Raw genomic sequence first — 22,295 nt, 5'->3', positions numbered from 1 at the left:
TCCGGCTGGCCCATCGTAGCCACGCGCGCGTGTGCGTGGCGGGCGGGCACCCGAAGCCCGTGGCGCGGACCGGTGCGGCCCCCCACGGCGCCGGGCGCGCACGGCGCCGGGCGCGCACGGCGCCGTGGGGGGCGCGGCCGTCGTTCGTATGGACGCAGCGTGACGGGAGTGGAAAGCTCGAATAACCGCGGGCGTCGCCGGAGCCGCCAGTGCACGCGGGTCCCGCGTGTCCGCGCCCACAGTGACCTCACCGTGCACGGGAGGCAGGATCATGGGCGACAAGACTCAGACACACCCTGGGGCCGCCGGCAGGGCTCTGGAGGCCGACCAGCCCGCGTCCGTACGGAACGTGGTGCTGGTCGGCCACTCCGGTTCGGGCAAGACGACTCTGGTGGAGGCCCTCGCGCTGACCGCGGGGGCGCTGAACCGGGCGGGCCGCAAGGAGGACGGCGGCACCGTCTCGGACTACGACGAGATCGAGCACCGGCAGCAGCGCTCCGTACAGCTCTCCCTGGTGCCGGTCGAATGGGACGGCATCAAGATCAACCTTCTGGACACCCCCGGATACGCCGACTTCGTCGGTGAGCTCAGGGCCGGTCTGCGCGCCGCGGACGCGGCCCTCTTCGTCGTCTCGGCCTCGGACGGCGTGGACGGCTCCACCCGGATGGTGTGGGAGGAGTGCGCGGCCGTCGGCATGCCGCGCGCGATCGTCATCACGCACCTGGAAGCCGCGCGCGCGGACTTCGAGGAGATGACCCGGACCTGCGCCGAGGCCTTCGGCGGGGACGACCCCGACGCGGTGCTGCCGCTGTATCTGCCGCTGCGCGGCCCCGAGGGCCCCGACGGGCACGCGCCCGTGACCGGGCTGGTCGGGCTGCTGACGCAGAAGCTGTTCGACTACTCGGCCGGGCAGCGCAACGAGTCCGAGCCCGGCGAGGACCAGCTGCCGGACATCGAGGAGGCCCGCAACCGGCTGATCGAGGGCATCATCGCCGAGAGCGAGGACGAGACCCTCATGGACCGCTATCTCGGCGGTGCGGAGGTCGACGTCAAGACGCTGATCCAGGACCTGGAGCGGGCCGTGGCACGCGGCTCGTTCTTCCCCGTCCTGGCGGCCGCCCCCGCCGCCGAGGGCGCCAGGCAGGGACTCGGCACGGTGGAACTGCTGGAGCTGATCACCCGCGGGTTCCCGACCCCGTTCGAGCACCCGCTGCCCGAGGTCACCACCATCGACGGCAAGCCGCGCGAGCTGAAGCCCTGCGACACCGGCGGGCCGCTGGTCGCCGAGGTGGTCAAGACCGCCTCCGACCCGTACGTCGGCCGGGTCTCGCTGGTCCGCGTCTTCTCCGGCACCCTGCGCCCCGACCAGACGGTGCACATCTCCGGGCACGGGCTCGCCGACCGCGGGCACGAGGACCACGACGTCGACGAGAAGGTCGGCGCGCTGTCCATGCCCTTCGGCAAGCAGCAGCGCCCGGTCACGCACGCCGTCGCCGGCGATCTGGTGTGCGTGGCCAAGCTCGGCCGGGCCGAGACCGGGGACACGCTGTCCGCGAAGGACGACCCGCTCCTGATGGAGCCCTGGCGGATGCCCGACCCGCTGCTGCCGCTCGCCATCCAGGCGCACAGCAAGGCCGACGAGGACAAGCTCTCGCAGGGCCTGTCCCGGCTGGTGGCCGAGGATCCGACCATGCGTCTGGAACAGAACCAGGACACCCACCAGGTGGTCCTGTGGTGCCTGGGCGAGGCCCACGCGGACGTCGCCCTGGAGCGGCTGCGCAGCCGCTACGGCGTCCAGGTCGACGTCGTGCCCCACAAGGTCTCGCTGCGGGAGACGTTCGCGAACAAGGCGGCCGGGCGCGGGCGGCATGTGAAGCAGTCCGGCGGGCACGGACAGTACGCCATCTGCGAGATCGAGGTGGAGCCACTGCCCGGCGGCTCGGGCATCGAGTTCGTGGACAAGGTGGTCGGCGGTGCCGTACCGCGCCAGTTCATCCCGTCGGTGGAGAAGGGCGTGCGGGCGCAGGCCGCCAAGGGTGTCGCCGCCGGATACCCGCTCGTGGACGTACGGGTCACGCTGCTGGACGGCAAGGCGCACTCGGTGGACTCCTCCGACGCCGCCTTCCAGACCGCGGGCGCGCTGGCGCTGCGCGAGGCCGCTGCGGGCGCCAAGATCCATCTGCTGGAGCCGGTGGCCGAGGTGTCCGTGCTGGTCGGCGACGACTACGTGGGCGCCGTGATGAGCGACCTGTCCAGCCGCCGCGGGCGGGTGCTCGGCACCGAGCAGGTGGGCTCCGGGCGGACCCTGATCCGGGCCGAGGTGCCGGAGTTCGAGATCGGCCGGTACGCCGTCGATCTGCGCTCGCTGTCGCACGGCACGGCACGGTTCGACCGCGCGTACGCCCGGCACGAGCCCATGCCGCCGCAGGTCGCCGAGCGGATCCGGGAACAGGCCGGTGAGAACGGGTAGTTCGGCCTTCCGCAGCCGGGTGCGCGGGCGGACGGCTTCGGCCGTCCGCCCGCCGGTCGTCGGTGGCGGCGACTACGCTGATCACCTGATCGCGTCGTGCCGCAGTCGTCCGGTTGTGACGGGCAATCGACGCGACGGCTGTTCGGCAGGTGTGCGGAGCGAGGAAGTCGGGAAGGCCGCAGAAGCGACACCGGCGGCGATGGGGGCGGGAATGTCGTTGGGAACGGAGTGGGACGGGCCCCAGGTGCCCGTCTCGGGCGACGAGGGCCAGGCGGCGACCGCCGCGCTGGCCTCCGCGGCGTACCGGGACAGCCCGATGGAGGAGATCAAGAAGGCCGACAACGAGTGGCACGAGTCGACCCTCACGCCCGGCAGGATCGCACTGCTGCGGCCCAACCTCGGTGAGGCGTTCTCGCGCGCGGTGATCACCCGGATGCTCGCCCCCGGCCGCAAGCCGCTCATCCAGTCCTTCGGTTCCGAGCCCCAGTTCGTCGTCGAGCACTGCCTCGCGGCCAACAACATCCGCCGGGAGCGCGACAACCGGCTGACCGCCGTGACGCTCCTGTGCGGTGTGCTCTTCCTGCCCGGGCTGCTCGGCTGGCTGCTCGTCTTCCAGCTGCGCACGTTCGTCGCCAAGCGCGAGGACAGGCGGGCCGGGGCGCTCGGCACCGCCCTCCTCCTCGGCGTGGGCGTGCTCGGCGCGCTGTTCCTGCTCAAGATGCCGTTCAGCGGATTGTGGGGCTGGTACGCGCGAGCGTGCGTGGTGGTGCCCGTGCTGGGCTGGTTCTGGGCCAAGCGGATCTGCGAGCGCACGGCCAGGGACCTGCGGGCCCGCTGGGACGGCCTGCTCTCCGGCACCAGCGTCGGCGCCAAGGTGCCGGAGGCGGTGCCGCGCGGGCCGAACGAGACCGCGGCCGAGGAGCTGCGCCAGTCGCTGGCCCGGCTCAGCGCCGAGCAGCAGTCCAACTCGGTCTTCTACGCCGGCCCCAAAGGCATACTCGGCATGGGCACCCGCTGGGGTTCCTGGCAGCTCGCCGAGGACCTGGTGCCCGCCGACCCGGCCCGGGAGATCCACCCCTTCCGCAGCTGGGACGTCATACGCGCGATCCACGACCAGCTCGCCCTGCTGGAGCGCGGCCCGCTGAACACCGGCGGCTTCCCCAAGCCGTCCATCAAGCACTGGATCGTCACGCCGATCGGCGAGAAGGCCGCGGCGGTGTCCCGTCCGGAGGGCACCGACGTCGAGGCGTTTCAGGTCAAGCCGCACGCCATACAGGAGATCTGCAACAAGCAGCAGTTCGGCAGCGGCGACCGGCACTATCTGGGCGTGCAGTGGACGCTGTGGGACGGGCAGCTGGTCATCACCATGCTGATCACGGTGACGGTGCTGCACGAGACGCTGCGCATCGAGGTGACCGGGCACGCGCTGGGACCGGTGAACCCGCTGTTCACCTCCAAGCCGGAGCCGCCGAGCAAGGAGGTCGCCAAGTCGCTCAAGCCGTGGGAGACCCGGAAGGTCATGTTGCCGCTGGTCACCACCGACGAGGTGGTCCGGCTCGCCACACGCGCCCCACTGGCCTGGTATCCGCCGCTGCTCAACTGGCTCGGCGGCCAGCTCGTCCTGCCCGAGCCGTTCGGTCTGCGGCACGCGTGGGCCGACCAGCCGTGGCGGCACCGATTCATGGCCGACGACGCGCTGCGCGCGGCCACGCCGGTGCTGCGGGTGGTGCACGCGGCGGCGATCCGGGTGCTGGAGGAGAACGGCGTGGACACGGAGAAGTTCGGCACCCGGTCGGGCGTCCTCAGTGGGCTGGTGCAGGATCCGACGCCGAAGAAGGCCGACCTGTACGACGCGTGAGCGGTGCCCTCGGCAGAGGGCGTCCGCGACTACGCCGGCCAGGCCTCCGCCAGCATCTTCCTGGTGTCCGCCAGCAGCTGGGGCAGCACCTTGGTGTGGCCGACCACCGGCATGAAGTTCGTGTCGCCGCCCCAGCGCGGAACGATGTGCTGGTGCAGGTGGGCGGCGATGCCGGCGCCCGCGACCGTGCCCTGGTTCATCCCGATGTTGAAGCCGTGCGCGCCGGACGCGGTGCGCAGGGCCGTCATGGCCTGCTTGGTCAGCTCGGCCAGCTCGGCGGTCTCCGGACCGGTCAGCTCCGTGTAGTCGGCGACATGCCGGTACGGCACCGTCATCAGATGGCCGCCGTTGTACGGGTAGAGATTCAGCACGGCGTAGACGTGTTCGCCGCGCCGGACGATCAGTCCGTCCTCGTCGGACTTGGCCGGGATGCCGCAGAAAGGACAGCCGTCACCGGCCCCGGGGCCGCTCGGCTTGCCCTCGCCCTGGATGTAGGCCATCCGGTGGGGCGTCCACAGGCGCTGGAACGCGTCCTGCGTCCCCACTCCGATCTGCTGCTCCGGCTCACTCGTCATGCTGTGCAGCATATGGCGTCACCCCCGCCGACCGGGAAAGACCCCCGAGATCACGGGGATCCCGGGGGTCGTTCACGGCGGGTGGATCAGACCTGGACCCGGTCCTCCACGACCTTGGCGATCTTGGCGATGGCCTCGTCGAGGGGGATGCCGTTCTCCTGGGAGCCGTCGCGGTAGCGGAAGGAGACCGAGCCGTTCGACATGTCCTCGTCGCCCGCGATGACCATGAAGGGCACCTTCTGCTTCTGGGCGTTGCGGATCTTCTTCTGCATGCGGTCCGAGGAGGAGTCCACCTCGACGCGCAGGCCCTTCCGGCGAGCCGCCGCGGCGAACCTCTCCAGGTACTCCACGTGCGCGTCGCCGATCGGGATGCCGAGGGCCTGGACCGGGGCCAGCCAGGCCGGGAAGGCGCCCGCGTAGTGCTCCAGCAGGACGGCGAAGAACCGCTCGATCGAGCCGAACAGGGCTCGGTGGATCATGACCGGGCGCTGCTTGGAGCCGTCCGGACCCGTGTACTCCAGGTCGAACCGCTCGGGCAGGTTGAAGTCGAGCTGGATGGTCGACATCTGCCAGGTCCGGCCGATCGCGTCCTTGGCCTGGACGGAGATCTTCGGACCGTAGAAGGCGGCGCCGCCCGGGTCCGGGACCAGCGGCAGGCCCTGCTTCTCGGCGACCTGGCGCAGGGTCTCGGTCGCCTCCTCCCAGGCCTCGTCGGAGCCGACGAACTTCTCCGGGTCCTTGGTGGACAGCTCCAGGTAGAAGTCGGTCAGGCCGTAGTCGCGCAGCAGGCCGAGGACGAAGGTGAGCGTCTTGTCCAGTTCCTCGGACATCTGCTCACGGGTGCAGTAGATGTGCGCGTCGTCCTGCGTGAAGCCCCGCGCACGCGTCAGGCCGTGCACGACGCCCGACTTCTCGTACCGGTACACGGTTCCGAACTCGAAGAGGCGCAGCGGCAGTTCGCGGTAGGAACGGCCGCGCGCGTCGAAGATCAGGTTGTGCATCGGGCAGTTCATGGGCTTCAGGTAGTAGTCCACGCCCTCGTCGAGCTGCATGGGCGGGTACATGCCCTCGGCGTACCAGTCCAGGTGCCCGGACGTCTCGAAGAGCTTCCCCTTCGTCGCATGCGGGGTGTAGACGAACTCGTAGCCCTCTTCCTCGTGCCGGCGGCGCGAGTAGTCCTCCATGACCCGGCGGATGATGCCGCCCTTGGGGTGGAAGACCGCGAGGCCGGAGCCGATCTGCTCCGGGATGGAGAACAGGTCCAGCTCGCTGCCGAGCTTGCGGTGGTCGCGCTTCTCGGCCTCGGCGAGGAAGTCCAGGTGCGCCTTCAGCTCGTCCTTGGACGGCCAGGCGGTGCCGTAGATGCGCTGGAGCATCGGGTTCTTCTCGCTGCCGCGCCAGTAGGCGGCCGCGTTGCGCATGAGCTTGAACGCCGGGATGAGCCGGGTGGAGGGCAGGTGCGGACCGCGGCACAGGTCCTTCCAGCACAGCTCGCCGGTCTTGGCGTCCAGGTTGTCGTAGATCGTCAGCTCACCGGCGCCGATCTCGACGTCCGCGCCGTCGTCGGCGGAGGCGGCGGAGCCCTTGAGACCGATCAGCTCCAGCTTGTACGGCTCGTTCGCCAGCTCGTCACGGGCGGCCTCGTCGGTGACGACACGACGGGAGAAGCGCTGGCCCCTCTTCTGGATCTCCTGCATCTTCTTCTCGATGGCCTTGAGATCCTCGGGCGTGAACGGCTTGTCGACGTCGAAGTCGTAATAGAAGCCGTCCTTGACGGGCGGGCCGATGCCCAGCTTGGCCTCGGGGAACAGCTCCTGCACGGCCTGCGCCATGACGTGCGCGGTGGAGTGGCGCAGGATGTTCAGGCCGTCCTCGGACGAGATCTCCACGCCCTCGACCTCGTCGCCGTCGGACAGCTCGTACGCCAGGTCCTTCAGCTCGCCGCCCACGCGCGCGGCGATGATCGAGCGCTCGCCCGCGAAGAGGTCGGCGGCCGTAGTGCCCGTCGTCACCACGCGTTCTTCCCGCTCGGAATCGCGTTGGATGATCACACGGACGTCTGACACCGGTCTCTCCTGACTGAAGGTGGGTGCGGCGCCATACCAGGAGCGCGCGCACAGGCGATCGTACCGACCCGGCGGCGCCGACCGCGAAACGGTCACCCTCGGTCCCCGTCCCCCTACTCCCTCAGTCCTCGTCCCCGTACGCCTCCCCGCAGGCCTCCTCGAAGAAGTCGAGGTTCTCCTGCAGGGACTTCATCAGCCGGTCCCGCTCCCCCTCGTCGACCTGCACGGGTACGACTCCGGAGGCGCCGGTGATCCTTCGGAAGCCACCGCGCCGTTCCAGCCGGCCGTGCACCCGCACCGGGAGTCCGACGAGGTGGGCGTGGCCGGCGATGCGGTAGTCCTCCTCGTCCAGGGTGACGCGCACGTGCGGGACGTCGGCGCCCGCGAGAACCCGCAGCCGTACCGAGCCCTCGCCGCCGGGTCCGGAGCGGCGCATGCGGACGACGGCGCCGGTGATCCTGACCGGCACGGAGGGTTCCTCGCGCAGGTAGCGGTCGGCGGCCTCGCGCAGGACGGGCAGGTCGCCGGGTGAGAACTCGACGGGTTCGGCGGAGGGCGCACAGCCCTCGGGGACGCCTGCGCCGGGGGCCCAGGCGACGGCGATCCGGGCACCCTCGGTGCCCCGGACGAGAGCGGCCAGTGCTTCGGTCAGCTCGCGGCTGACGCCCGCCCCCACCGCGCCGTCGAAGGCGTCCATGCCACCGGTGGCCCGCCGGTAGTCGACGGCCTCACGGGCGGCGCACAGGGCCTGGTGGAGGCGGACGGCGAGCGGGCGGCCGGTGGGCACGGGCACGAAGGCGGTGAGGTGCCGGCCCTCGGCGGCGGGGCCGACGAGGACGTCCTGAAGGAGCGCGGCGGCGGAGCGGCGGTGGCGGGCGCCGTAGTAGCCGGCACGCGCGCGTGTGGCGAGGGCGGCGGCGAGCAGCATCTGCCGGGCTGTGGTGCGCAGTTGCCCGTCCGCCGTCCAGGGGACGGTGCCGACCGGTCCGCTCGGGGTGTCGCGCCACCAGCGGATCTCGTCGCTGGGCACGGCGAGCGCGATCAGCACCTCGCGGGCGGCGGCCGTGTCGCTGCGGGAGAGGGCGTCGAGGGCCTCGCCGAGCAGATCGTCGCTGTCCGGGAAGGCCCGGCTCTCCGGGACCAGCAGGCTGGTCCCGCCGCCGCCCGGCCCCGGCGGGGTCCAGCGGCCGTAGCGTCCGACGGCCCCGCCGCGCCGCTGCCAGCCGTGCCGGTGCAGCAGGACGCCGAGCACGGCGGGGTCGACCTGGGCCGGGTCGGGGGGCCGGTGCCAGTCGGGGTCGTCGGGATGCGGCCGGACCTGGCGCGGCAGCTCCTCGTACGGACGGCTCCTCATGGTCTGCCTCCCGTCCCGACCCGCGTCATGATCTCGCACAGCGCCCGGTCGTCGAAGATGCGCGAGGTCGGGATCCGCACGGTGGTCCGGTGCCGGCCGGTGACGGGGTGTCCGGCCAGGTTGACCCAGTAGCAGCAGTGCCTCAGGTCGAGCCGGTCGTGGCTGGCGCGCAGCCAGTCGTCCTGCGAGCGCGGGACGAGCATGACGACCAGGATCTTGTGCACCGAGACAGGTGTGCGGGCGAGCTTGCGCAGATGGTCGTTGTCGAGGGTGAAGGAGAAGGAGCGTCCCGGAGGGTTCGGCGCGACCTGGTAGGTGGCCTTGAGCTGCACCTTGATGGTGACTTCGTCGTCGACGGTGTGCCCGGGCGCGCTGTGGCTGACGTGCCAGTCGATGCCGTTGTCCGGGAAGGGCTGGGACAGCGAGCATCCCGCCGCGGCGGCGACCGCGTGGAGATAGCCGACCTGCAGTGTCTCCATGCAGGCGGTGGTGGCGAGCGTGCCACGAAGGGGCCCCGCGCGATCGGGCAGCAGCCCGCCCCGCTCGGGCTGCGCCATGGCCATGACCAACAGCCTTCCAAGCCAAGAGTTTCCCCGCTGTGGGCCGCTGAACTGCAAAGACCCGTACTCCTGTTGTCTCCTTGCGGCGTACGGCGCAAACGGCCCGGGTATCACCAAACGGGCAGAAGACGGAACGTCACCTGCCCTGGGTGAACGAGGAGTTGGGTTGGGATGACGTACTGGTACGAGGGGCCGCTGGCCGCCTTCGACACGGAGACGACGGGCGTGGACGTCGAGACCGACCGGATCGTGTCGGCCGCCGTCGTCGTCCAGGACGCGCCGGGCACCCGGCCCCGGGTCACCCGCTGGCTGGTGAACCCGGGCGTGCCGGTGCCCGAGGAGGCCACGGCGGTGCACGGGCTGACGGAGGCGCACCTGCAGCGCAACGGCCGCTGGCCGGCGCCGGTGATGTACGAGATAGCCGAGCAGCTGGCGGAGCACGCGGCGATGGGCCGCCCGCTGGTGGTGATGAACGCGCCCTTCGATCTGACGCTGCTGGACCGGGAGTTGCGCCGGCACCGGGCGTCCTCGCTGGAGCGCTGGTTCGAGTCGGTGCCGCTCAGGGTGCTGGACCCGCGCGTGCTGGACAAGCACCTGGACCGCTACCGCAAGGGCCGCCGCACCCTGAGCGACCTGTGCGAGCACTACGGCGTGACGCTGCAGGGCGCACACGAGGCGGCGGCGGACGCGCTGGCCGCGCTGGATGTCGTACGCGCCCTGGGCCGCCGGTTCGCGCCCCGTCTGGAACGCCTGACCCCCGCCGAACTGCACACCCTCCAGGCGGGCTGGCACGCGGCACAGGCCCGCGGCCTTCAGGCGTGGTTCGCGCGCAGCGGCTCGGACGAGATCGTCAGCACGGACTGGCCGCTCAGGCCGGAGCTGTCGGCGGCGGCATGAAGGCGCGGAAGGCCGGCCCGCTGCTGCGGACCGGCCTCCTCCCGGTGGGCGATACTGGGTTCGAACCAGTGACCTCTTCGGTGTGAACGAAGCGCTCTCCCACTGAGCTAATCGCCCGGGAACGCACCGAACAATACAGGCCCCGGCGCCGTTCGTTCAAACCGCTCGGAGCCGGCGCAACAGTCCGCGCCGCCCGGCGGCCATCATCAGCCGGTGATTGGCGCGGAAGACGGGCCGTCCCGGCACCGCCAACCGCCTCAGCAGGGGCTTGTGCACGTGGACGAGCTGGTCGTAGCGGGCGAGGGTGCCGGACCCCTCTGCGGTGACCGTCCAGCGTGCCCAGCCCTCGATGTCTCCGGACAGGGCGACCTCCAGCACACCGGCGTCGGGGTCGCGGCGGGTCTGCCGCGCGGTGAAGGTCATGTCGTACGGCAGGAGGGACCGGACGGTGATCACACCGGTGTCGCCGTCCAGCCCGGTCACCGCCCGCACCTGCGGCCACCAGCCCGGATAGTCCTCGGGCCGTTCCAGCACCGCGTACACGACGGCCGGCGGGGCGGGCACGGACCACAGGCTGCGGAAGCGGTACTGGTTCCAGTCCATGGCGGGAGTCTGCCCGGCCGCAGGCACCGAATCTGAGTGCACGTACTCATGCGCCGCGCCGTGCCGTGGGCCACACTCGGGGGGCGAGCGCCGCCGCCCGTGCGACGGCGCTCCCCACCCGCCGGCCGGGCATCCGCTCGCCGAGCAGCGCCAGGTTCCCGACGGCCGCGAGCCCGTTGAGCGCCGTGGCGTCGCCGGACACCCGGCTCGCCTCGCTGCCCTCGACCCGTTGCTGCCGTAGCCTGCCGCCTGTTCGGCCTCGGTGGCGTTGTAGCAGCGGCAGTAGTCCACGCAGACCTTCCTGAACTCGGGCATGCCGACCAGGTGGATCAGCTCGGCGCACAGCTCGCCCAGGCCGAAGACCGCCGAGAGGTGGGACACGGAGACGACCGGCTGGTCGGCGAAGGCGAATCCGCCGGTGTCGAGGTCGTACAGTCCGCTGCCCCGGACGAGGCCGTGGGGCCGGGCGGCGATGCCCTCCATCGTGGACAGCACGCGTGCCTTGGCCTTCTCCCACTGGGGCCCTTGCGTTCCCACTCGGTGAGCCAGGCCGGCACCAGGCCGCTCCCGTCCGGGCCGAGGCCGGTGGAGGTGAAGAGGAAGTCGAGGCGTCCTCGATCTTGGCCTTGGCCGGGATGGAGGCGGTCCGGCTCGGAGAACGGTCCGGCGCCGAAGACCTTGGCCTTGATGAGCTGCTTCGGTGGGGCGGCGAGCCGCGGCGAGGAGTTCGGAGGTGCGGGCGAGGGCGTAGGGGGTGCCGAACCCGGGCTGCCGACCGGAATTCCGAGCTGTTTTTACGTCGACCTCACCGACCTTCGCCACCCCGGCCCGGAAGTGATACACGGTCAGATCACCTGCCCGCCTCTGGTATTCGAGGTCGAGGAGAATTTCGCGCTTGTCGTATTTCCAGAGAAAAGTGACGGTCTTTTGGAAAACGTCTGGGGGATTTCCGCCGACGGCCTGCGTCTGGAACTTCTCCCAGAAGGACCCGTATGTCCGGAAGTCGGCCTTGGTCTTGATCCTCGGGTACTTCTTCTCGAAGAGGGCGATGGTCCGGTCGATCTTCTTGACCCGCTCCCCGGCACCCACCGGGAGAGGATCCGGCGGGCACGTCGGCGCCCCGGATCCGGCGGCCGGACCGGCACCCGGCATCCGGCGGGGCACGGCGGCGCCCCGGGTTCAGGCGGGCAGGCCGGCCAGCCAGTCGAGCAGGATCCGGTTGGTCTCTTCCGGGCGCTCCTGCTGGACGAAGTGTCCGCAGCCTTCGATGATGTGCGAGCCGCGCAGGCCGGGCAGGGTCTCGGGGTACGCCTCGACCGCGCCGGCCAGCCAGGCGAGTGAGGGATCCAGGGCACCGGCGACGAACAGCGAGGGCTGCCGGATCGGGGCACCCGCGTGAACGGCCAGGTCCGTCCAGTCCCGGTCCAGGTTCCGGTACCGGTTCAGCGCCCCGGCCGTCCCGGTCCGCTCGAACTCCCCGGCCAGGAAGTCCAGGCCGTCCTCGCCCAGCCAGGCGGGCGGCGGACCGGCGGGGAAGCGTTCCCGCAGGGTGCCGCCGGGGCCGGTGAAGTGCGGGGCGGGGGCGCCCGGGCCGGGCACGGTGCCGGCGGACAGGGCCGCGTAGAAGCCGGCGAGCCAGCCGCGCACGTCCGGCTCGATCTCCGCCTCGGCCCGGCCCGGCTGCTGGAAGTACGCCACGTAGAACTCCTCCTCCCCGCCCATGCCCGCGAAGACCTCACTGGGCCTCGGACCACCGGGAGGGGTGTACGGCACACCCAGCAGAGCCACCGCACGGAACACGTCCGGCCTGGTCAGAGCAGAGACGGCGGCGATCGTCGCGCCCCAGTCGTGCCCCACGACCACCGCCGCCTCGTCCCCCAGCGCCTCCACGACGGCGACGTTGTCGGCCACCAGGTCGAGCATCCCGTACGCGTCCACGGCCGCCGGTTTCGACGAACGGCCGTAGCCCCGCACATCCACGGCCACGGCCCGGTAACCGGCGGCGGCCAGGGCCGGCAACTGGTGCCGCCAGGAGTACCAGGACTCCGGGAAACCGTGCACCAGGAGCACGAGGGGCCCGCGGCCCTGTTCGACGAGGTGCACCCGGCCGGCCGGGGAGGGCACCAGGCGGTGGACGGGATTGGGGGTGGGGTTCTTGGCGGTGGGGGCTGCTGCGGGTGTCTCGGGCACGGGGTCTCCTGGGAGGGCTCGGACTCGGGGCGTCTGCGGCGTTGCCGGTCGTGGGCCGGTCCGGGCGGGCGGTGGGCGTGCAGAGGGGCTGACGGGCTGGTGAGAGGGGGGCGGAAGGTCGGCGGGGCTGGGCCGTCGGTGTACCGGCGTAGGAGGTCCGCGGTGCCCGGCACCGGCCGGGGTGGGCGTCGGGGCCGGGGCCGGGGCCGCCGGCGGGCCGGTGCCCGGGTCGGTTCTGTCGGTTCGTCTACTTGTTGATCTATCGCTCTGTCGCCTCTGCCGGGCGGGCGGTGCACCAGGGTGGCGTCGGCTCATGTGCTGGTCGGGCGGGCGCGGAGGGGATCGGCGGGCACAGCGGACGGCTCGCGGCCGCCGTGTGGGACCGACGGGCGTCGATCCGGTGGCGGAACGTGTCGACGATGGTGCAGTGAGCGGCCCGGCGGGCACGAGGGATGTTGCCGGTTCGGCAAAAAGGAGGGTCGGGCCGCACGCCCCGACGCAAGGGGCCCGCAGGCGGCCGGTGATCAGGAAAGGGAGCCGACGGGGCGGCACGCCGGTCGGCACGGACGGACTCCGCCGACCCGGCGCGGCCCGTACATGCCGACGGCCCACCTGCTCTTTCGTCAGATGGGCCGTCGGACCGGGTGGGCGATACTGGGTTCGAACCAGTGACCTCTTCGGTGTGAACGAAGCGCTCTCCCACTGAGCTAATCGCCCGGGCGTAGGAAGAACATTACCCCATGTCAGCGGTTGCTTCCGACCAAGGGCCGGGTGGGGCCGGCCGGGCGGCGCGGCCGGCTCACCCGTCCTGGATCCCCCACGGCACGACGAAGCCGAACTTCCACCTGTAGACCCCGGCCAGCACGGCCACGAACACCACCCCGATCGCGGTCAGCGCGATGTTGCGGCGACGCACCTCGGGTTCGAGGGCGCGCTGGGCGGCCTCGGTGACCTTGCACTTGGTCCAGCGGAGCACGAGCTGCGCCCAGACGAACTCGGTCGCCCAGATCGCCGTGCCACCGAAGATCACCACCCAGCCGGGACCCGGCAACGGCAGCATGACGATCCCGGCCACGACCACCGCGAGGCCGACCAAGAAGACGCAGACCTGCCAGCCGAGGTGCAGCAGCCGGCGGGCCTTGATGAATTCCGGTGCCCGGGAACCGAGCCGCCGGCCGCCCATCCCGTCCACGGCGGCCTCGCCCGACCCGTCACTCCCCGTATTCATACAGACAAACCCTACCCGCGCGATTCCGTCACCGGAATGGTCGTTGATCTCGTACGAGTTCTCGGCCGGAAGAGTTACGTAAAGCCACGCAAAACCCTCAGAGGGGTTTACAACGGCATCGTAGGTGGCATGTCGATTTCGCCGACGTGCGAATCCCCGAGCGCACACTGAGCGAAAGGCCCTGGCGCTTATGAACACCACGGTCAGCTGCGAGCTGCACCTGCGCCTCGTTGTGTCGAGCGAGTCCTCCCTGCCTGTCCCCGCAGGCCTGCGGTACGACACGGCCGACCCCTACGCCGTGCACGCCACCTTCCACACCGGAGCCGAGGAGACCGTCGAGTGGGTGTTCGCCCGCGACCTCCTCGCCGAGGGGCTGCACCGTCCCACCGGCACCGGCGACGTCCGAGTCTGGCCGTCGCGCAGCCACGGTCAGGGCGTCGTGTGCATCGCCCTCAGCTCCCCGGAGGGGGAGGCCCTGCTCGAGGCCCCGGCAAGGGCCCTTGAGTCCTTCCTGAAGCGAACCGACGCCGCGGTGCCCCCGGGCACGGAGCATCGGCACTTCGATCTGGATCAGGAGCTCTCACACATCCTGGCGGAGAGCTAGGTCGCGGCCCTCGAAAGCAGCCCGGCGCCGTCCACTCGGGGAGACGGCTCGGGCCAAGACAACCGCATACGGCACAGCCCGGCGCCGTCACCGTGAGCGATGCACGCGGGACGGCGTCCAGGTGTGCCCGCCCGCTTCCGCCGCCGTGCGACCGGGGCGCGCGGCGCGCCGGAGGGAACCAGTCCGGGCGCGGAGGCGTTCCACCGGCAATCGGAGTCGGGCTCGGGCCGGTGCGGTGGGCGCGGATGTCGCTACCATCGGCCAGCATCGGCGGGCGTCGGCCCGACCCCCCAGGCCAGGGAGCGAACAGTGCTGATCACCCACGACACCCGGTGCGCGCTCGACACCGTGGTGGATCTGGTGAACACCGCGCCGGAGGACGACGCGGCGGCCGACGGACTGCCCGACGTCCCGGCCCTCGCGGATTTCGTACGAAACCACAAGATCAGTGATGTCGGTGTGCTGTCGGAGTTCGACCTCTCGGCGGTGCGCAGGGTCCGGGGCCGCTTCGCGGCGATCTTCGCCGCGGCGGACGCCCGCTCGGCCGCGGGGCTGATCAACGAACTGGTCGCTGCGGCGGGCACCACCCCGCGCCTGACGGACCACGACGGCTACGACTGGCATGTGCACTACTTCGCACCCGGCGCCTCCGTGGCCGACCACCTCGCCGCCGACTGCGGCATGGCGCTCGCCTTCTTCGTGGTGGCCGGGGAGCAGGAGCGGCTGCGGCGCTGTGAGGCACCGGACTGCCGGCGCGCCTTCGTCGACCTCTCCCGCAATCGCTCGCGCCGCTACTGCGACAGCCGCACCTGCGGCAACCGGCTGCACGTGGCCGCCTACCGGGCCCGGAGGAAGGAGGCGACGGGCTGACCGGCGCGGGACTGCGGCCGGGGCGACGTCGGTCCCGGCGGGTGGCGCCGGGACGGACGTGTACGGCTCACAGCAACAGCAGGTCGTGCAGCGCAGCCATGAGGAGCAGACACCCGATCACCGCAAGGAAGATCATCAGCGGTGGCTGGGATAGGGCGAAGAGGCACCCGCGCGGCTCGTCCTTCGGCGGCGCGGCCTCGCTCTGTCTCGTGTCCAGCATCTCGCCGCAGATCATGGCGCAGAGGAGGGCCTGCGCGCGATCAACACGCTCGTGGAGTCCGGGAGTTGCCGCATATCGCGCCGTGTCGTCCGACTCGCTTCGGGTTGTGAACGGTTCCGGCCGGACGCGCGACGCTCTGTGTCGTTTCAGTCCGGGGGGGCCGGCAGGGCGGTCGCCCCGCCGTGGAGGCCGCAGGTGTCATATGCCGTGCTTCTTGAGAATGGCCTCGATGTCGCTGAAGTCGTCGCCGGAGCCCGCCGAGCCGGCCGCGCGCGGGGCGACGGAACCCTTCGCGGACCGGCTGCCCGCGCCCAGGGACGGTGCGGAGGCCCCCGGAGCCACGGCCTCGGTGCGCTCGGCCCCGGCCACCGCACGCCCGGCACGGGTGCCGCCGCGCCGGCGCTCCACCGCCCGCGTGCTCGCGAACAGCAGCCAGGCCGCGCCCAGCACGCCGAACCCCGCCCAGGCGGTGGGGCTGAAGGCGGTGTCGGCGAGCCAGCCGACGACCCCGGTCATGACCAGGCCGACCGGCACCAGCGCGTAGGCCGCGATACGGGCCGCCGCGAGGAAACGCTTGCGGTAGGCCGTGACCACCGCGATACCCAGGCCCGCCGCGGACACGGCGGAGCAGACGGTCTCGGCAATCATCCGGTCCTCCTGGCGGGCTGGGTGGGGGGCAGATGTCTCCCGGACGCGGCACACCGCACGGCACGACGCCTCCGTCCCCTCCATCCTGCACCGCCCCGTGCCGGCGATGCCATGCTCCGGCGGGACATCAGGGACATCTCCGGGTCGTCTCCTGCCGAGGTGCGGTGGGCAGCCGTACCGGCACGTCTCCCGGGCCCGCGGCACCCCGGCCGCGCCCACCCTGCGCGGCGGCCCGCACCGCACCCACGTCCCCCGGGCCGGCGCACGGCGGCCGTACCGGCCCGATTGGGTCGCCCGCGTCCGGCCTGGAAGACTGGTCGGCATGAGCGACTCCTCCCCCGATCCCACCCCCGCACGCGCCGACGCCGTCGTCCTCGACATCTGGTGCGAGCTGCAGTGCCCCGACTGCCGCACCGCCCTGGACGACGTCCGCGCGCTGCGTGAGCGCTACGGCGACCGGCTGGAGGTGCGGCTGCGGCATTTCCCGCTGGAGAAGCACAAGCACGCCTTCGCCGCCGCGCAGGCCGCCGAGGAGGCGCTGGCGCAGGGCAAGGGCTGGCCGTACGTGGAGGCCGTGCTGGAGCGGGTCGAGGAGCTGGGCCGTGCGGGCGAACCCTTCCTGGTCGAGGTGGCCGGTGAACTCGGCCTGGGCGCCGACGAGTTCGACACCGCGCTGATCGACGGCCGGCACATACTGATCGTGGACGCCGATCAGGCCGAGGGCAAGGCGATCGGGGTGACCGGCACCCCGACGTACGTCATCGGCGGCGAGCGCCTCGACGGCGGCAAGAGCCAGGAGGGTCTGCGCGCACGCATCGAGGAGATCGCCGACCGTCTGCTGGGCGGCGCCTGACCCGCGGACCGCCCCCGACACGGCGGGACGCCTACCACAGGGCCTTGGAGAGAGCCCGGACCGTCGTCTCGTAGCCGAGCGACTCGTACAGCCGCTCGGCCGGGGCGTTGCCCGCGTGCACATTGAGGCCGAGGAGCGGCCGGCCGGCCTCGATCGCCTGGCGTTCCGCCAACAACATGAGCGTACGGCCGTGTCCCCGGCCCCGGTGCTCCGCGTCGGTCTCGACGTCGTACACGAAGGCCTTGGTGTCCTGCAGGGCCACCCACAGCATGCCCACCCGGACGCCCTCGTGCTCCAGGACGCTGAACAGCATGCCCTCGGTCGCGAGCCCGTGCGGCAGCAGGTGCTCGTGGTCGCTGCGGGCCTTCTCGTACGCCGTGGCCTCGGGGACGCCGCGCTCCATCCACATGCGCGCGTAGTGCTCGCTCTCGTACGCGTGCCACACGTCGAACTCGGTGTCCGTCATCGGCCGCGCGCCAGTTGCCGGCGGCAGTTCGGGCGGAACGGTCCCGAGGCGCTTCTCCATGCCGCGGTTGCGCAGGGTGTAGCCGAGAGCGCCGAACAGCCGCAGGGCGATGTCCGCGGAGGCGGGGACGAGGGTCTCGATCTGTGTGCAGCCCCACCCGCGCGCCACCTCCTCGGCGGCGAGCGCGGCCACCGTGCCCCGGCCGCGCCGCCGGTCGGGCTCGTCGATCCGCAGGCCGATGACGCGTGCCGTCGAGTCCCCGAAGGACGGCGAGGTGCCGAGGTGCATCTCGCCGACGGGACGGCTGTTCACGCACACCTGGAAGCGGCGGGAGCGGGTGCCGTCGGCGTTGTGCTGGAGCGGCTCGAGCGGCCGCAGGGTGGTGGTCATCAGTGGTGTTCTACCCGCGTCCGGCCCTCGAGTCAGCCGGTTTTCCGAGGACTGTGCCGCCCCGCTCGCCAGGCCTGCGGGAGCAGGTGTGCGCCGCCGACCCGCGTTCCGGCTCAGGGGTCCAGGTCCTGCGCGGCGTGCTCGTCGAAGATCCGCATCGCCTTCGCGGTGACGGGTCCCGGGGTGCCGGACAGCTCGCGGTCGTCCACCCGGTGGACGGCCTGGACGTCGCGCAGGGTGGAGGTGAGGAAGACCTCGTCGGCGCGCCGCAGCACGTCCAGCGGCAGGTCGGTCTCCTTGGCCCCCGTCCACTCGACGGTCAGCGCGCGGGTGATGCCGGGCAGGCAGCCGGAGGAGACCGGCGGGGTGTGGATCTCGCCGTCCAGGACGACGAACACGTTCGATCCGGTGCCCTCGCAGAGCTGTCCGACCGTGTTGCCGAACAGCGCCTCCGAGGCGCCGTGTTCATGAGCACGGGCGAGCGCGACGACGTTCTCGGCGTACGAGGTGGTCTTCAGGCCGGTGAGGGCGCCGCGCTCGTTGCGGGTCCACGGGACGGTGATCACGGCGGTGGTGTCCGGGCGGCGGCCGGTCTCGCCGAGGGCGACCACGAGGGTCGGGCCGTGCTCGCCGCGGTCGGAACCGAGCGGGCCGTGACCGCCGGTGTAGGTGATCCGCAGCCGGCCGAGCGGCATCGGGTTCGCCTCCAGCACCGCCGCGCAGGCCCCGCGGATCTCGTCGTGGTCGGGGTCGGGCAGGCCGAGGCCCCGGGCCGAGCGGGTCAGCCGGTCCAGGTGCCGGGTGAGCGCGAACGGCCTGCCGTGGACGGCCTTCACCGTCTCGAAGATGCCGTCCCCCACGGTGAGCCCGTGGTCGAAGACGGAGACACGGGCGGACTCCAGGTCCCGCAGCCCGCCGTCCAGCCAGATCCTCATGCGAACACCCCTCCACTCGCGTCGTACGCCCCCGACGCTACCGCGAGCAGCCGGGACGCCTTGAGCTCGGTCTCCTGCCACTCCCCCTCGGGCTCCGAGCCCCAGGTGATGCCGGCGCCGGTGCCGAAGCGCAGCATCCCGGCTTCCCGGTCGATCCAGAATGTGCGGATGCCGACGGCCAGCTCGCCGGTGCCCCGGTCGGCGTCGACCCAGCCGATGCCGCCGCAGTACGGCCCGCGGGGCGCGGTCTCCAGCGTTGCGATGATCCGCAGGGCGCTGGACTTCGGTGCGCCGGTGACCGAGCCGGGCGGGAAGGCGGCGTCGAGCAGCTCCGGCCAGCCGGCGCCGTCGCGCAGCTCGCCGCGGACCGTGGAGACCAGGTGGACGAGCCCGGGGTGCTTCTCCACGGCGCACAGGTCGGGGACGGTCACGCTGCCGGTGGCGCAGACGCGCCCGATGTCGTTGCGGACCAGGTCCACGATCATCACGTTCTCGGCGTAGTCCTTCTCCAGGAGGTCCGCCTCGGTGCGTCCCGTGCCCTTGATCGGCCCCGACTCCACGACACGCCCGTCCCGGCGCAGAAACAGCTCGGGCGAGGCGGTGGCGATCTCCACGCCGTGCTCCGGCAGCCGGATCGTCCCGGCGTACGGCGCCGGGTTGCCGCGGGCCAGCAGGGCGGCCAGGGCGTCCACGTCGGCGTCCGGGGGGACGGGTGCGCCGAGCACCCGGCAGAGGTTCGCCTGGTAGACCTCGCCGGCCGCTATGTGCTCGCGGATCCGGCGGACGCCCGCCGTGTACGCGGCCCGGTCCAGGGAGGAGGTCCACTCCTCCGCCGCCGGGCCCCGCCAGGCGCCCGGTACCGGGGCGGGCACCGGCTCCGTGCGCACGTCCGCGAAGCGGGCGCAGGTCAGCCGGCCCTCGAAGTCGGCGCAGACGGCCCAGAAGCCGGTGGATTCCAGGGCGGCCGGGTCGCTGGTCACGTCGAGGAGGCCGGTGGCGACGCGGTCGCCGAAACGGGCCAGGGGAAGCAGGCCGGGAGGGTCGTGAAGCACGTGGACGAGTCTAGGTCGGGCGTCCGGCAGGTGGCCCTGTGATGTCCCGGAGGGTGCTGTGACCACGAGGTCCGTCGAGGGCACCGCAGCACGCTGCGCAAACGCGTTTTTGTACTGGCCCGGGAATCCGCTAGAGTTCAACACGTCGCCGGGCCGCGCAAGCGGACCGAAACGACAGGCGGACGTAGCTCAGTTGGTAGAGCGCAACCTTGCCAAGGTTGAGGTCGCGAGTTCGAGCCTCGTCGTCCGCTCGAAGGAAGAAGGGGATCGTTCGGTCCCCTAGACTCCTGGTGGAGTGGCCGAGAGGCGAGGCAACGGCCTGCAAAGCCGTCTACACGGGTTCAAATCCCGTCTCCACCTCCAAGGACGATTAGCTCAGCGGGAGAGCGCTTCCCTGACACGGAAGAGGTCACTGGTTCAATCCCAGTATCGTCCACTGGATCCTCTCGTAGGATCCTGGATCTTCTCGAAGATCCCCACCCGCGCGATTAGCTCAGCGGGAGAGCGCTTCCCTGACACGGAAGAGGTCACTGGTTCAATCCCAGTATCGCGCACTGCCTGTGACTCACCCGTCACAGGGCACGGACGATTAGCTCAGCGGGAGAGCGCTTCCCTGACACGGAAGAGGTCACTGGTTCAATCCCAGTATCGTCCACGCGGCACGAAGCCCCCCGGTCGTCTCGTACGGCGGGGGGCTTCCGCGTGCTCAGCTGGAGAAGAGCATGTGCGCCCAGCTCTTGTGGTGGTCGTGGTGGTGGCCGTGGCCGCCGTGGTGACCGCCGTGCGGGGCGCCCCAGGCGGGCGCGTGCGGGGCCGGGTACGGCTGCGGGGCCGGCGGGACCGGCTTGGACCACTGGGCCTCCAGCTGGGTCAGCGCCTCCAGCTCGCCGTAGTCGAGGAAGATGCCGCGGCAGCCGCTGCACTGCTCGATCTGGACGCCGCTGCGGTTGTAGGTGTGCATCGGCGCGTGGCACTTCGGACAATGCATGGTCGGCTCAACTCCTCGCCGGTCGGTCCTGCTTCGTGCTTCTCCGGAACAGACTCCGTCCGGTCCCGGCTGGTTGCAGCCTAGTGCCCCCAAACAGGCAACGTTCGCCCCGTCGCGACGCCCGGCGCGCTCCCCCACTGCCTGGGGGCGTGGTAAGTGCCCCCACTCGCCGCACGGACCGGAGGCCCACGTACGTCCCGTACGAGGGCCTCCGGCCGGCACGCCGACAGCACGCACCGGACGCCCGCTCCCGACGGGCAGACGTCGCCTGCCGGGGCATCAGTCGCCGTCCAGCGGCGCCAACCGGTGCGGAACCGGGGACATTCGGGCACATGCGTCGACGACCGCCCGCTCCACCTCGTCCAGCGGGCGGTCGGCAGCAAGCGCCTTGGTGACGGCGAGGGCGGCCGTCTGCACGGTCAGCGCGCGGGCCGGCACGTCCAGGGCGGCCCACGGGTCACCGGCCGCGGGCACGGCCGGCCCACCGGCCCGGCGGTAGGCGCCGAGGAAACGGGTCCACTCGTCGGACGGGAGGAGCCCGCAGGCGTACCAGGCGGCTGGGCGGGCGAGGTCCCAGGCCGGGACGCCGGCGCCCAGGTCGTCGACGTCGATCAGCCGCCAGGGGCCGTCCGGCGCCGGGTGGCGGACGAGCTGACCGAGGTGCAGGTCGCCGTGGCACAGGGCGGGGGTGCCCGGCACGGGAGCCTCGGCGCGGGCCCAGGCGGGCAGGGCGGCCCAGGCCGCGAGAACGGGACCGGCGGCGGGGTGCGGCCCCGCAAGCAGGGCCGTGCGGAGCCGGGCGACGGCGCGGGCGGCCTTCGCCGGGCCGCGCATCGGGGGCAGTCCGGGCGGCGAGGGCGTGCGGTGCAGCCGGGCAAGGAGGGTGGCGGTGGCCTCCCAGGGGGCCGCGTCCGCGGCGCCCGGGTCCACGGGGGCGCCGTACGGCCAGAAGGTCACGAGGCGGCCCAGCAGCGCGGTCGGGGCCGGGGCGAGTGGTGGCAGGAGAACGCCGGGGAGGCGGGCGGCCATGGCGAGGCGCCGGGTCAGCTCGTCGGGGTCGGTACCGGGGGCGTGGGCCTTCGCGACGGTGCCGGCGTGCCGTACGACGGTGGCGTCGGGGCGGTCGGCGAGCGGTGTGCTGCCGCAGGCACAGGGGGCGCCGTCGGTGCCGGGGTGGGCGGCGGCCCTGGCCGTCGCGGTCAGCGCCGGTATGAGGGCGGGGGTGTCTGTGGTCAACGGTGCCTCGGCAAGGTGGACTGGGCAGACGAGGGTACTGGCGCGAACGGGCTGCTCGGCACCCCAGGGAGTTTCGTTCGGATCAGCCAGGGTCCGCGACGCCCGGCACGGCACCTCGCCGCGGGACCACCCGAGTACGCCCAGATACGCGGGGGATCCTCCGCCTTACGCTGCACCGCACCGGCGCCGCGGCCCGTCCGACCTGATCCGAACCAGACCCCCAGGCGTACGG

Annotated in this window: 20 protein-coding genes, 7 tRNA genes and 1 pseudogene; 11 read left to right on the top strand and 17 right to left on the bottom strand. The window is 72.1% G+C overall.

Annotation, left to right across the window (positions count from 1 at the left end):
* The first annotated feature begins 271 nt into the window (after positions 1-271).
* Together AC5WRT_RS13025 and AC5WRT_RS13020 are read left to right on the top strand one after the other, a co-directional pair.
* On the top strand, positions 272-2,470 hold the full coding sequence (locus tag AC5WRT_RS13025; RefSeq protein WP_496093379.1) for an elongation factor G-like protein EF-G2: 2,199 nt from the start codon (positions 272-274) through the stop codon (positions 2,468-2,470).
* Positions 2,471-2,681: 211 nt separating this feature from the next.
* Positions 2,682-4,328: an AbeC-like domain-containing protein gene (locus AC5WRT_RS13020; protein ID WP_496093380.1), complete on the top strand. Its 1,647-nt coding sequence runs from the start codon at positions 2,682-2,684 to the stop codon at positions 4,326-4,328.
* Positions 4,329-4,357: 29 nt separating this feature from the next.
* Here AC5WRT_RS13020 and AC5WRT_RS13015 read toward each other — a convergent pair whose 3' ends face one another.
* From AC5WRT_RS13015 to AC5WRT_RS13000, 4 genes are all read right to left on the bottom strand, one after another.
* Complete coding sequence (locus AC5WRT_RS13015) at positions 4,358-4,915, bottom strand: HIT family protein (protein ID WP_496093381.1); 558 nt, start codon at positions 4,913-4,915, stop codon at positions 4,358-4,360.
* A 74-nt stretch (positions 4,916-4,989) separates the two neighbouring features.
* Entirely contained in the window at positions 4,990-6,969 is a 1,980-nt protein-coding gene (gene thrS, locus AC5WRT_RS13010; RefSeq protein WP_496093382.1) for a threonine--tRNA ligase, read from the bottom strand.
* Between the two features lie 121 nt (positions 6,970-7,090).
* Positions 7,091-8,323, bottom strand: a complete 1,233-nt coding sequence (locus AC5WRT_RS13005; protein ID WP_496093383.1) for a hypothetical protein — start codon at positions 8,321-8,323, stop codon at positions 7,091-7,093.
* Positions 8,320-8,886, bottom strand: a complete 567-nt coding sequence (locus AC5WRT_RS13000; protein WP_496093384.1) for a DUF4365 domain-containing protein — start codon at positions 8,884-8,886, stop codon at positions 8,320-8,322. Before AC5WRT_RS13000 ends, AC5WRT_RS13005 begins: the two co-directional genes overlap by 4 nt.
* A gap of 168 nt (positions 8,887-9,054) precedes the next feature.
* On the opposite strand from AC5WRT_RS13000, the gene AC5WRT_RS12995 reads away from it, so the two are divergent.
* Positions 9,055-9,780 (top strand): 3'-5' exonuclease, encoded by a 726-nt coding sequence (locus AC5WRT_RS12995; RefSeq protein ID WP_496093385.1) that lies wholly within the window; start codon positions 9,055-9,057, stop codon positions 9,778-9,780.
* Between the two features lie 45 nt (positions 9,781-9,825).
* Here the strand turns inward: AC5WRT_RS12995 and AC5WRT_RS12990 are convergent.
* The 6 genes and pseudogenes from AC5WRT_RS12990 to AC5WRT_RS12965 all read right to left on the bottom strand — a co-directional run bounded on the left by AC5WRT_RS12990 (position 9,826) and on the right by AC5WRT_RS12965 (position 13,801).
* Positions 9,826-9,897: transfer RNA gene (locus AC5WRT_RS12990), tRNA-Val, on the bottom strand.
* Positions 9,898-9,936: 39 nt separating this feature from the next.
* Complete coding sequence (locus AC5WRT_RS12985) at positions 9,937-10,383, bottom strand: SRPBCC family protein (protein ID WP_496093386.1); 447 nt, start codon at positions 10,381-10,383, stop codon at positions 9,937-9,939.
* A 46-nt stretch (positions 10,384-10,429) separates the two neighbouring features.
* Positions 10,430-10,973 (bottom strand): annotated as a pseudogene (locus tag AC5WRT_RS12980) (exo-rhamnogalacturonan lyase family protein); the annotation flags it as partial.
* A 589-nt stretch (positions 10,974-11,562) separates the two neighbouring features.
* Positions 11,563-12,573: an alpha/beta fold hydrolase gene (locus tag AC5WRT_RS12975; protein ID WP_496093387.1), complete on the bottom strand. Its 1,011-nt coding sequence runs from the start codon at positions 12,571-12,573 to the stop codon at positions 11,563-11,565.
* A gap of 645 nt (positions 12,574-13,218) precedes the next feature.
* Positions 13,219-13,290 (bottom strand) — tRNA-Val (locus tag AC5WRT_RS12970).
* An 82-nt stretch (positions 13,291-13,372) separates the two neighbouring features.
* On the bottom strand, positions 13,373-13,801 hold the full coding sequence (locus AC5WRT_RS12965; RefSeq protein WP_496093388.1) for a TIGR02611 family protein: 429 nt from the start codon (positions 13,799-13,801) through the stop codon (positions 13,373-13,375).
* A 190-nt stretch (positions 13,802-13,991) separates the two neighbouring features.
* On the opposite strand from AC5WRT_RS12965, the gene AC5WRT_RS12960 reads away from it, so the two are divergent.
* Both AC5WRT_RS12960 and AC5WRT_RS12955 read left to right on the top strand, forming a co-directional pair.
* On the top strand, positions 13,992-14,405 hold the full coding sequence (locus tag AC5WRT_RS12960) for an SsgA family sporulation/cell division regulator (RefSeq protein ID WP_004002642.1): 414 nt from the start codon (positions 13,992-13,994) through the stop codon (positions 14,403-14,405).
* Positions 14,406-14,714: 309 nt separating this feature from the next.
* Positions 14,715-15,275: a CGNR zinc finger domain-containing protein gene (locus tag AC5WRT_RS12955; protein WP_496093389.1), complete on the top strand. Its 561-nt coding sequence runs from the start codon at positions 14,715-14,717 to the stop codon at positions 15,273-15,275.
* 67 nt (positions 15,276-15,342) lie between these two features.
* Here the strand turns inward: AC5WRT_RS12955 and AC5WRT_RS12950 are convergent, their stop codons facing one another.
* Positions 15,343-15,495 (bottom strand): hypothetical protein, encoded by a 153-nt coding sequence (locus tag AC5WRT_RS12950; RefSeq protein ID WP_165289388.1) that lies wholly within the window; start codon positions 15,493-15,495, stop codon positions 15,343-15,345.
* Positions 15,496-15,693: 198 nt separating this feature from the next.
* Entirely contained in the window at positions 15,694-16,143 is a 450-nt protein-coding gene (locus tag AC5WRT_RS12945; RefSeq protein ID WP_496093390.1) for a hypothetical protein, read from the bottom strand.
* A gap of 322 nt (positions 16,144-16,465) precedes the next feature.
* Here AC5WRT_RS12945 and AC5WRT_RS12940 point away from each other — a divergent pair, with 322 nt between their 5' ends.
* On the top strand, positions 16,466-16,996 hold the full coding sequence (locus tag AC5WRT_RS12940; RefSeq protein WP_496093391.1) for a DsbA family protein: 531 nt from the start codon (positions 16,466-16,468) through the stop codon (positions 16,994-16,996).
* Positions 16,997-17,027: 31 nt separating this feature from the next.
* Here the strand turns inward: AC5WRT_RS12940 and AC5WRT_RS12935 are convergent, their stop codons facing one another.
* From AC5WRT_RS12935 to AC5WRT_RS12925, 3 genes are all read right to left on the bottom strand, one after another.
* On the bottom strand, positions 17,028-17,852 hold the full coding sequence (locus tag AC5WRT_RS12935; protein WP_496093392.1) for a GNAT family N-acetyltransferase: 825 nt from the start codon (positions 17,850-17,852) through the stop codon (positions 17,028-17,030).
* A 113-nt stretch (positions 17,853-17,965) separates the two neighbouring features.
* On the bottom strand, positions 17,966-18,787 hold the full coding sequence (locus AC5WRT_RS12930; protein WP_496093393.1) for an aminotransferase class IV: 822 nt from the start codon (positions 18,785-18,787) through the stop codon (positions 17,966-17,968).
* Entirely contained in the window at positions 18,784-19,839 is a 1,056-nt protein-coding gene (locus tag AC5WRT_RS12925) for a chorismate-binding protein (RefSeq protein ID WP_496093394.1), read from the bottom strand. The genes AC5WRT_RS12930 and AC5WRT_RS12925 overlap by 4 nt, the downstream gene beginning before the upstream one ends.
* 178 nt (positions 19,840-20,017) lie before the next feature.
* Between AC5WRT_RS12925 and AC5WRT_RS12920 the strand changes: the two genes are divergently transcribed.
* From AC5WRT_RS12920 to AC5WRT_RS12900, 5 genes are all read left to right on the top strand, one after another.
* A tRNA-Gly gene (locus AC5WRT_RS12920) sits at positions 20,018-20,090 on the top strand.
* Between the two features lie 38 nt (positions 20,091-20,128).
* A tRNA-Cys gene (locus AC5WRT_RS12915) sits at positions 20,129-20,202 on the top strand.
* Between the two features lies 1 nt (position 20,203).
* Positions 20,204-20,275: transfer RNA gene (locus AC5WRT_RS12910), tRNA-Val, on the top strand.
* Positions 20,276-20,321: 46 nt separating this feature from the next.
* Positions 20,322-20,393, top strand: a tRNA-Val gene (locus AC5WRT_RS12905).
* A gap of 29 nt (positions 20,394-20,422) precedes the next feature.
* Positions 20,423-20,494: transfer RNA gene (locus tag AC5WRT_RS12900), tRNA-Val, on the top strand.
* A 51-nt stretch (positions 20,495-20,545) separates the two neighbouring features.
* On the opposite strand, the gene AC5WRT_RS12895 is transcribed toward AC5WRT_RS12900, so the two are convergent.
* Complete coding sequence (locus AC5WRT_RS12895) at positions 20,546-20,827, bottom strand: TFIIB-type zinc ribbon-containing protein (RefSeq protein WP_496093395.1); 282 nt, start codon at positions 20,825-20,827, stop codon at positions 20,546-20,548.
* 279 nt (positions 20,828-21,106) lie between these two features.
* Positions 21,107-22,063 carry a phosphotransferase gene (locus AC5WRT_RS12890; protein ID WP_496093396.1) on the bottom strand — a complete coding sequence of 319 codons (957 nt, stop codon included), beginning with the start codon at positions 22,061-22,063 and terminating at the stop codon, positions 21,107-21,109.
* Positions 22,064-22,295: the final 232 nt, after the last annotated feature.

Source organism: Streptomyces sp. NTD91, assembly GCF_059510455.1.
This window is presented reverse-complemented; position numbering and strand designations above follow the sequence as displayed.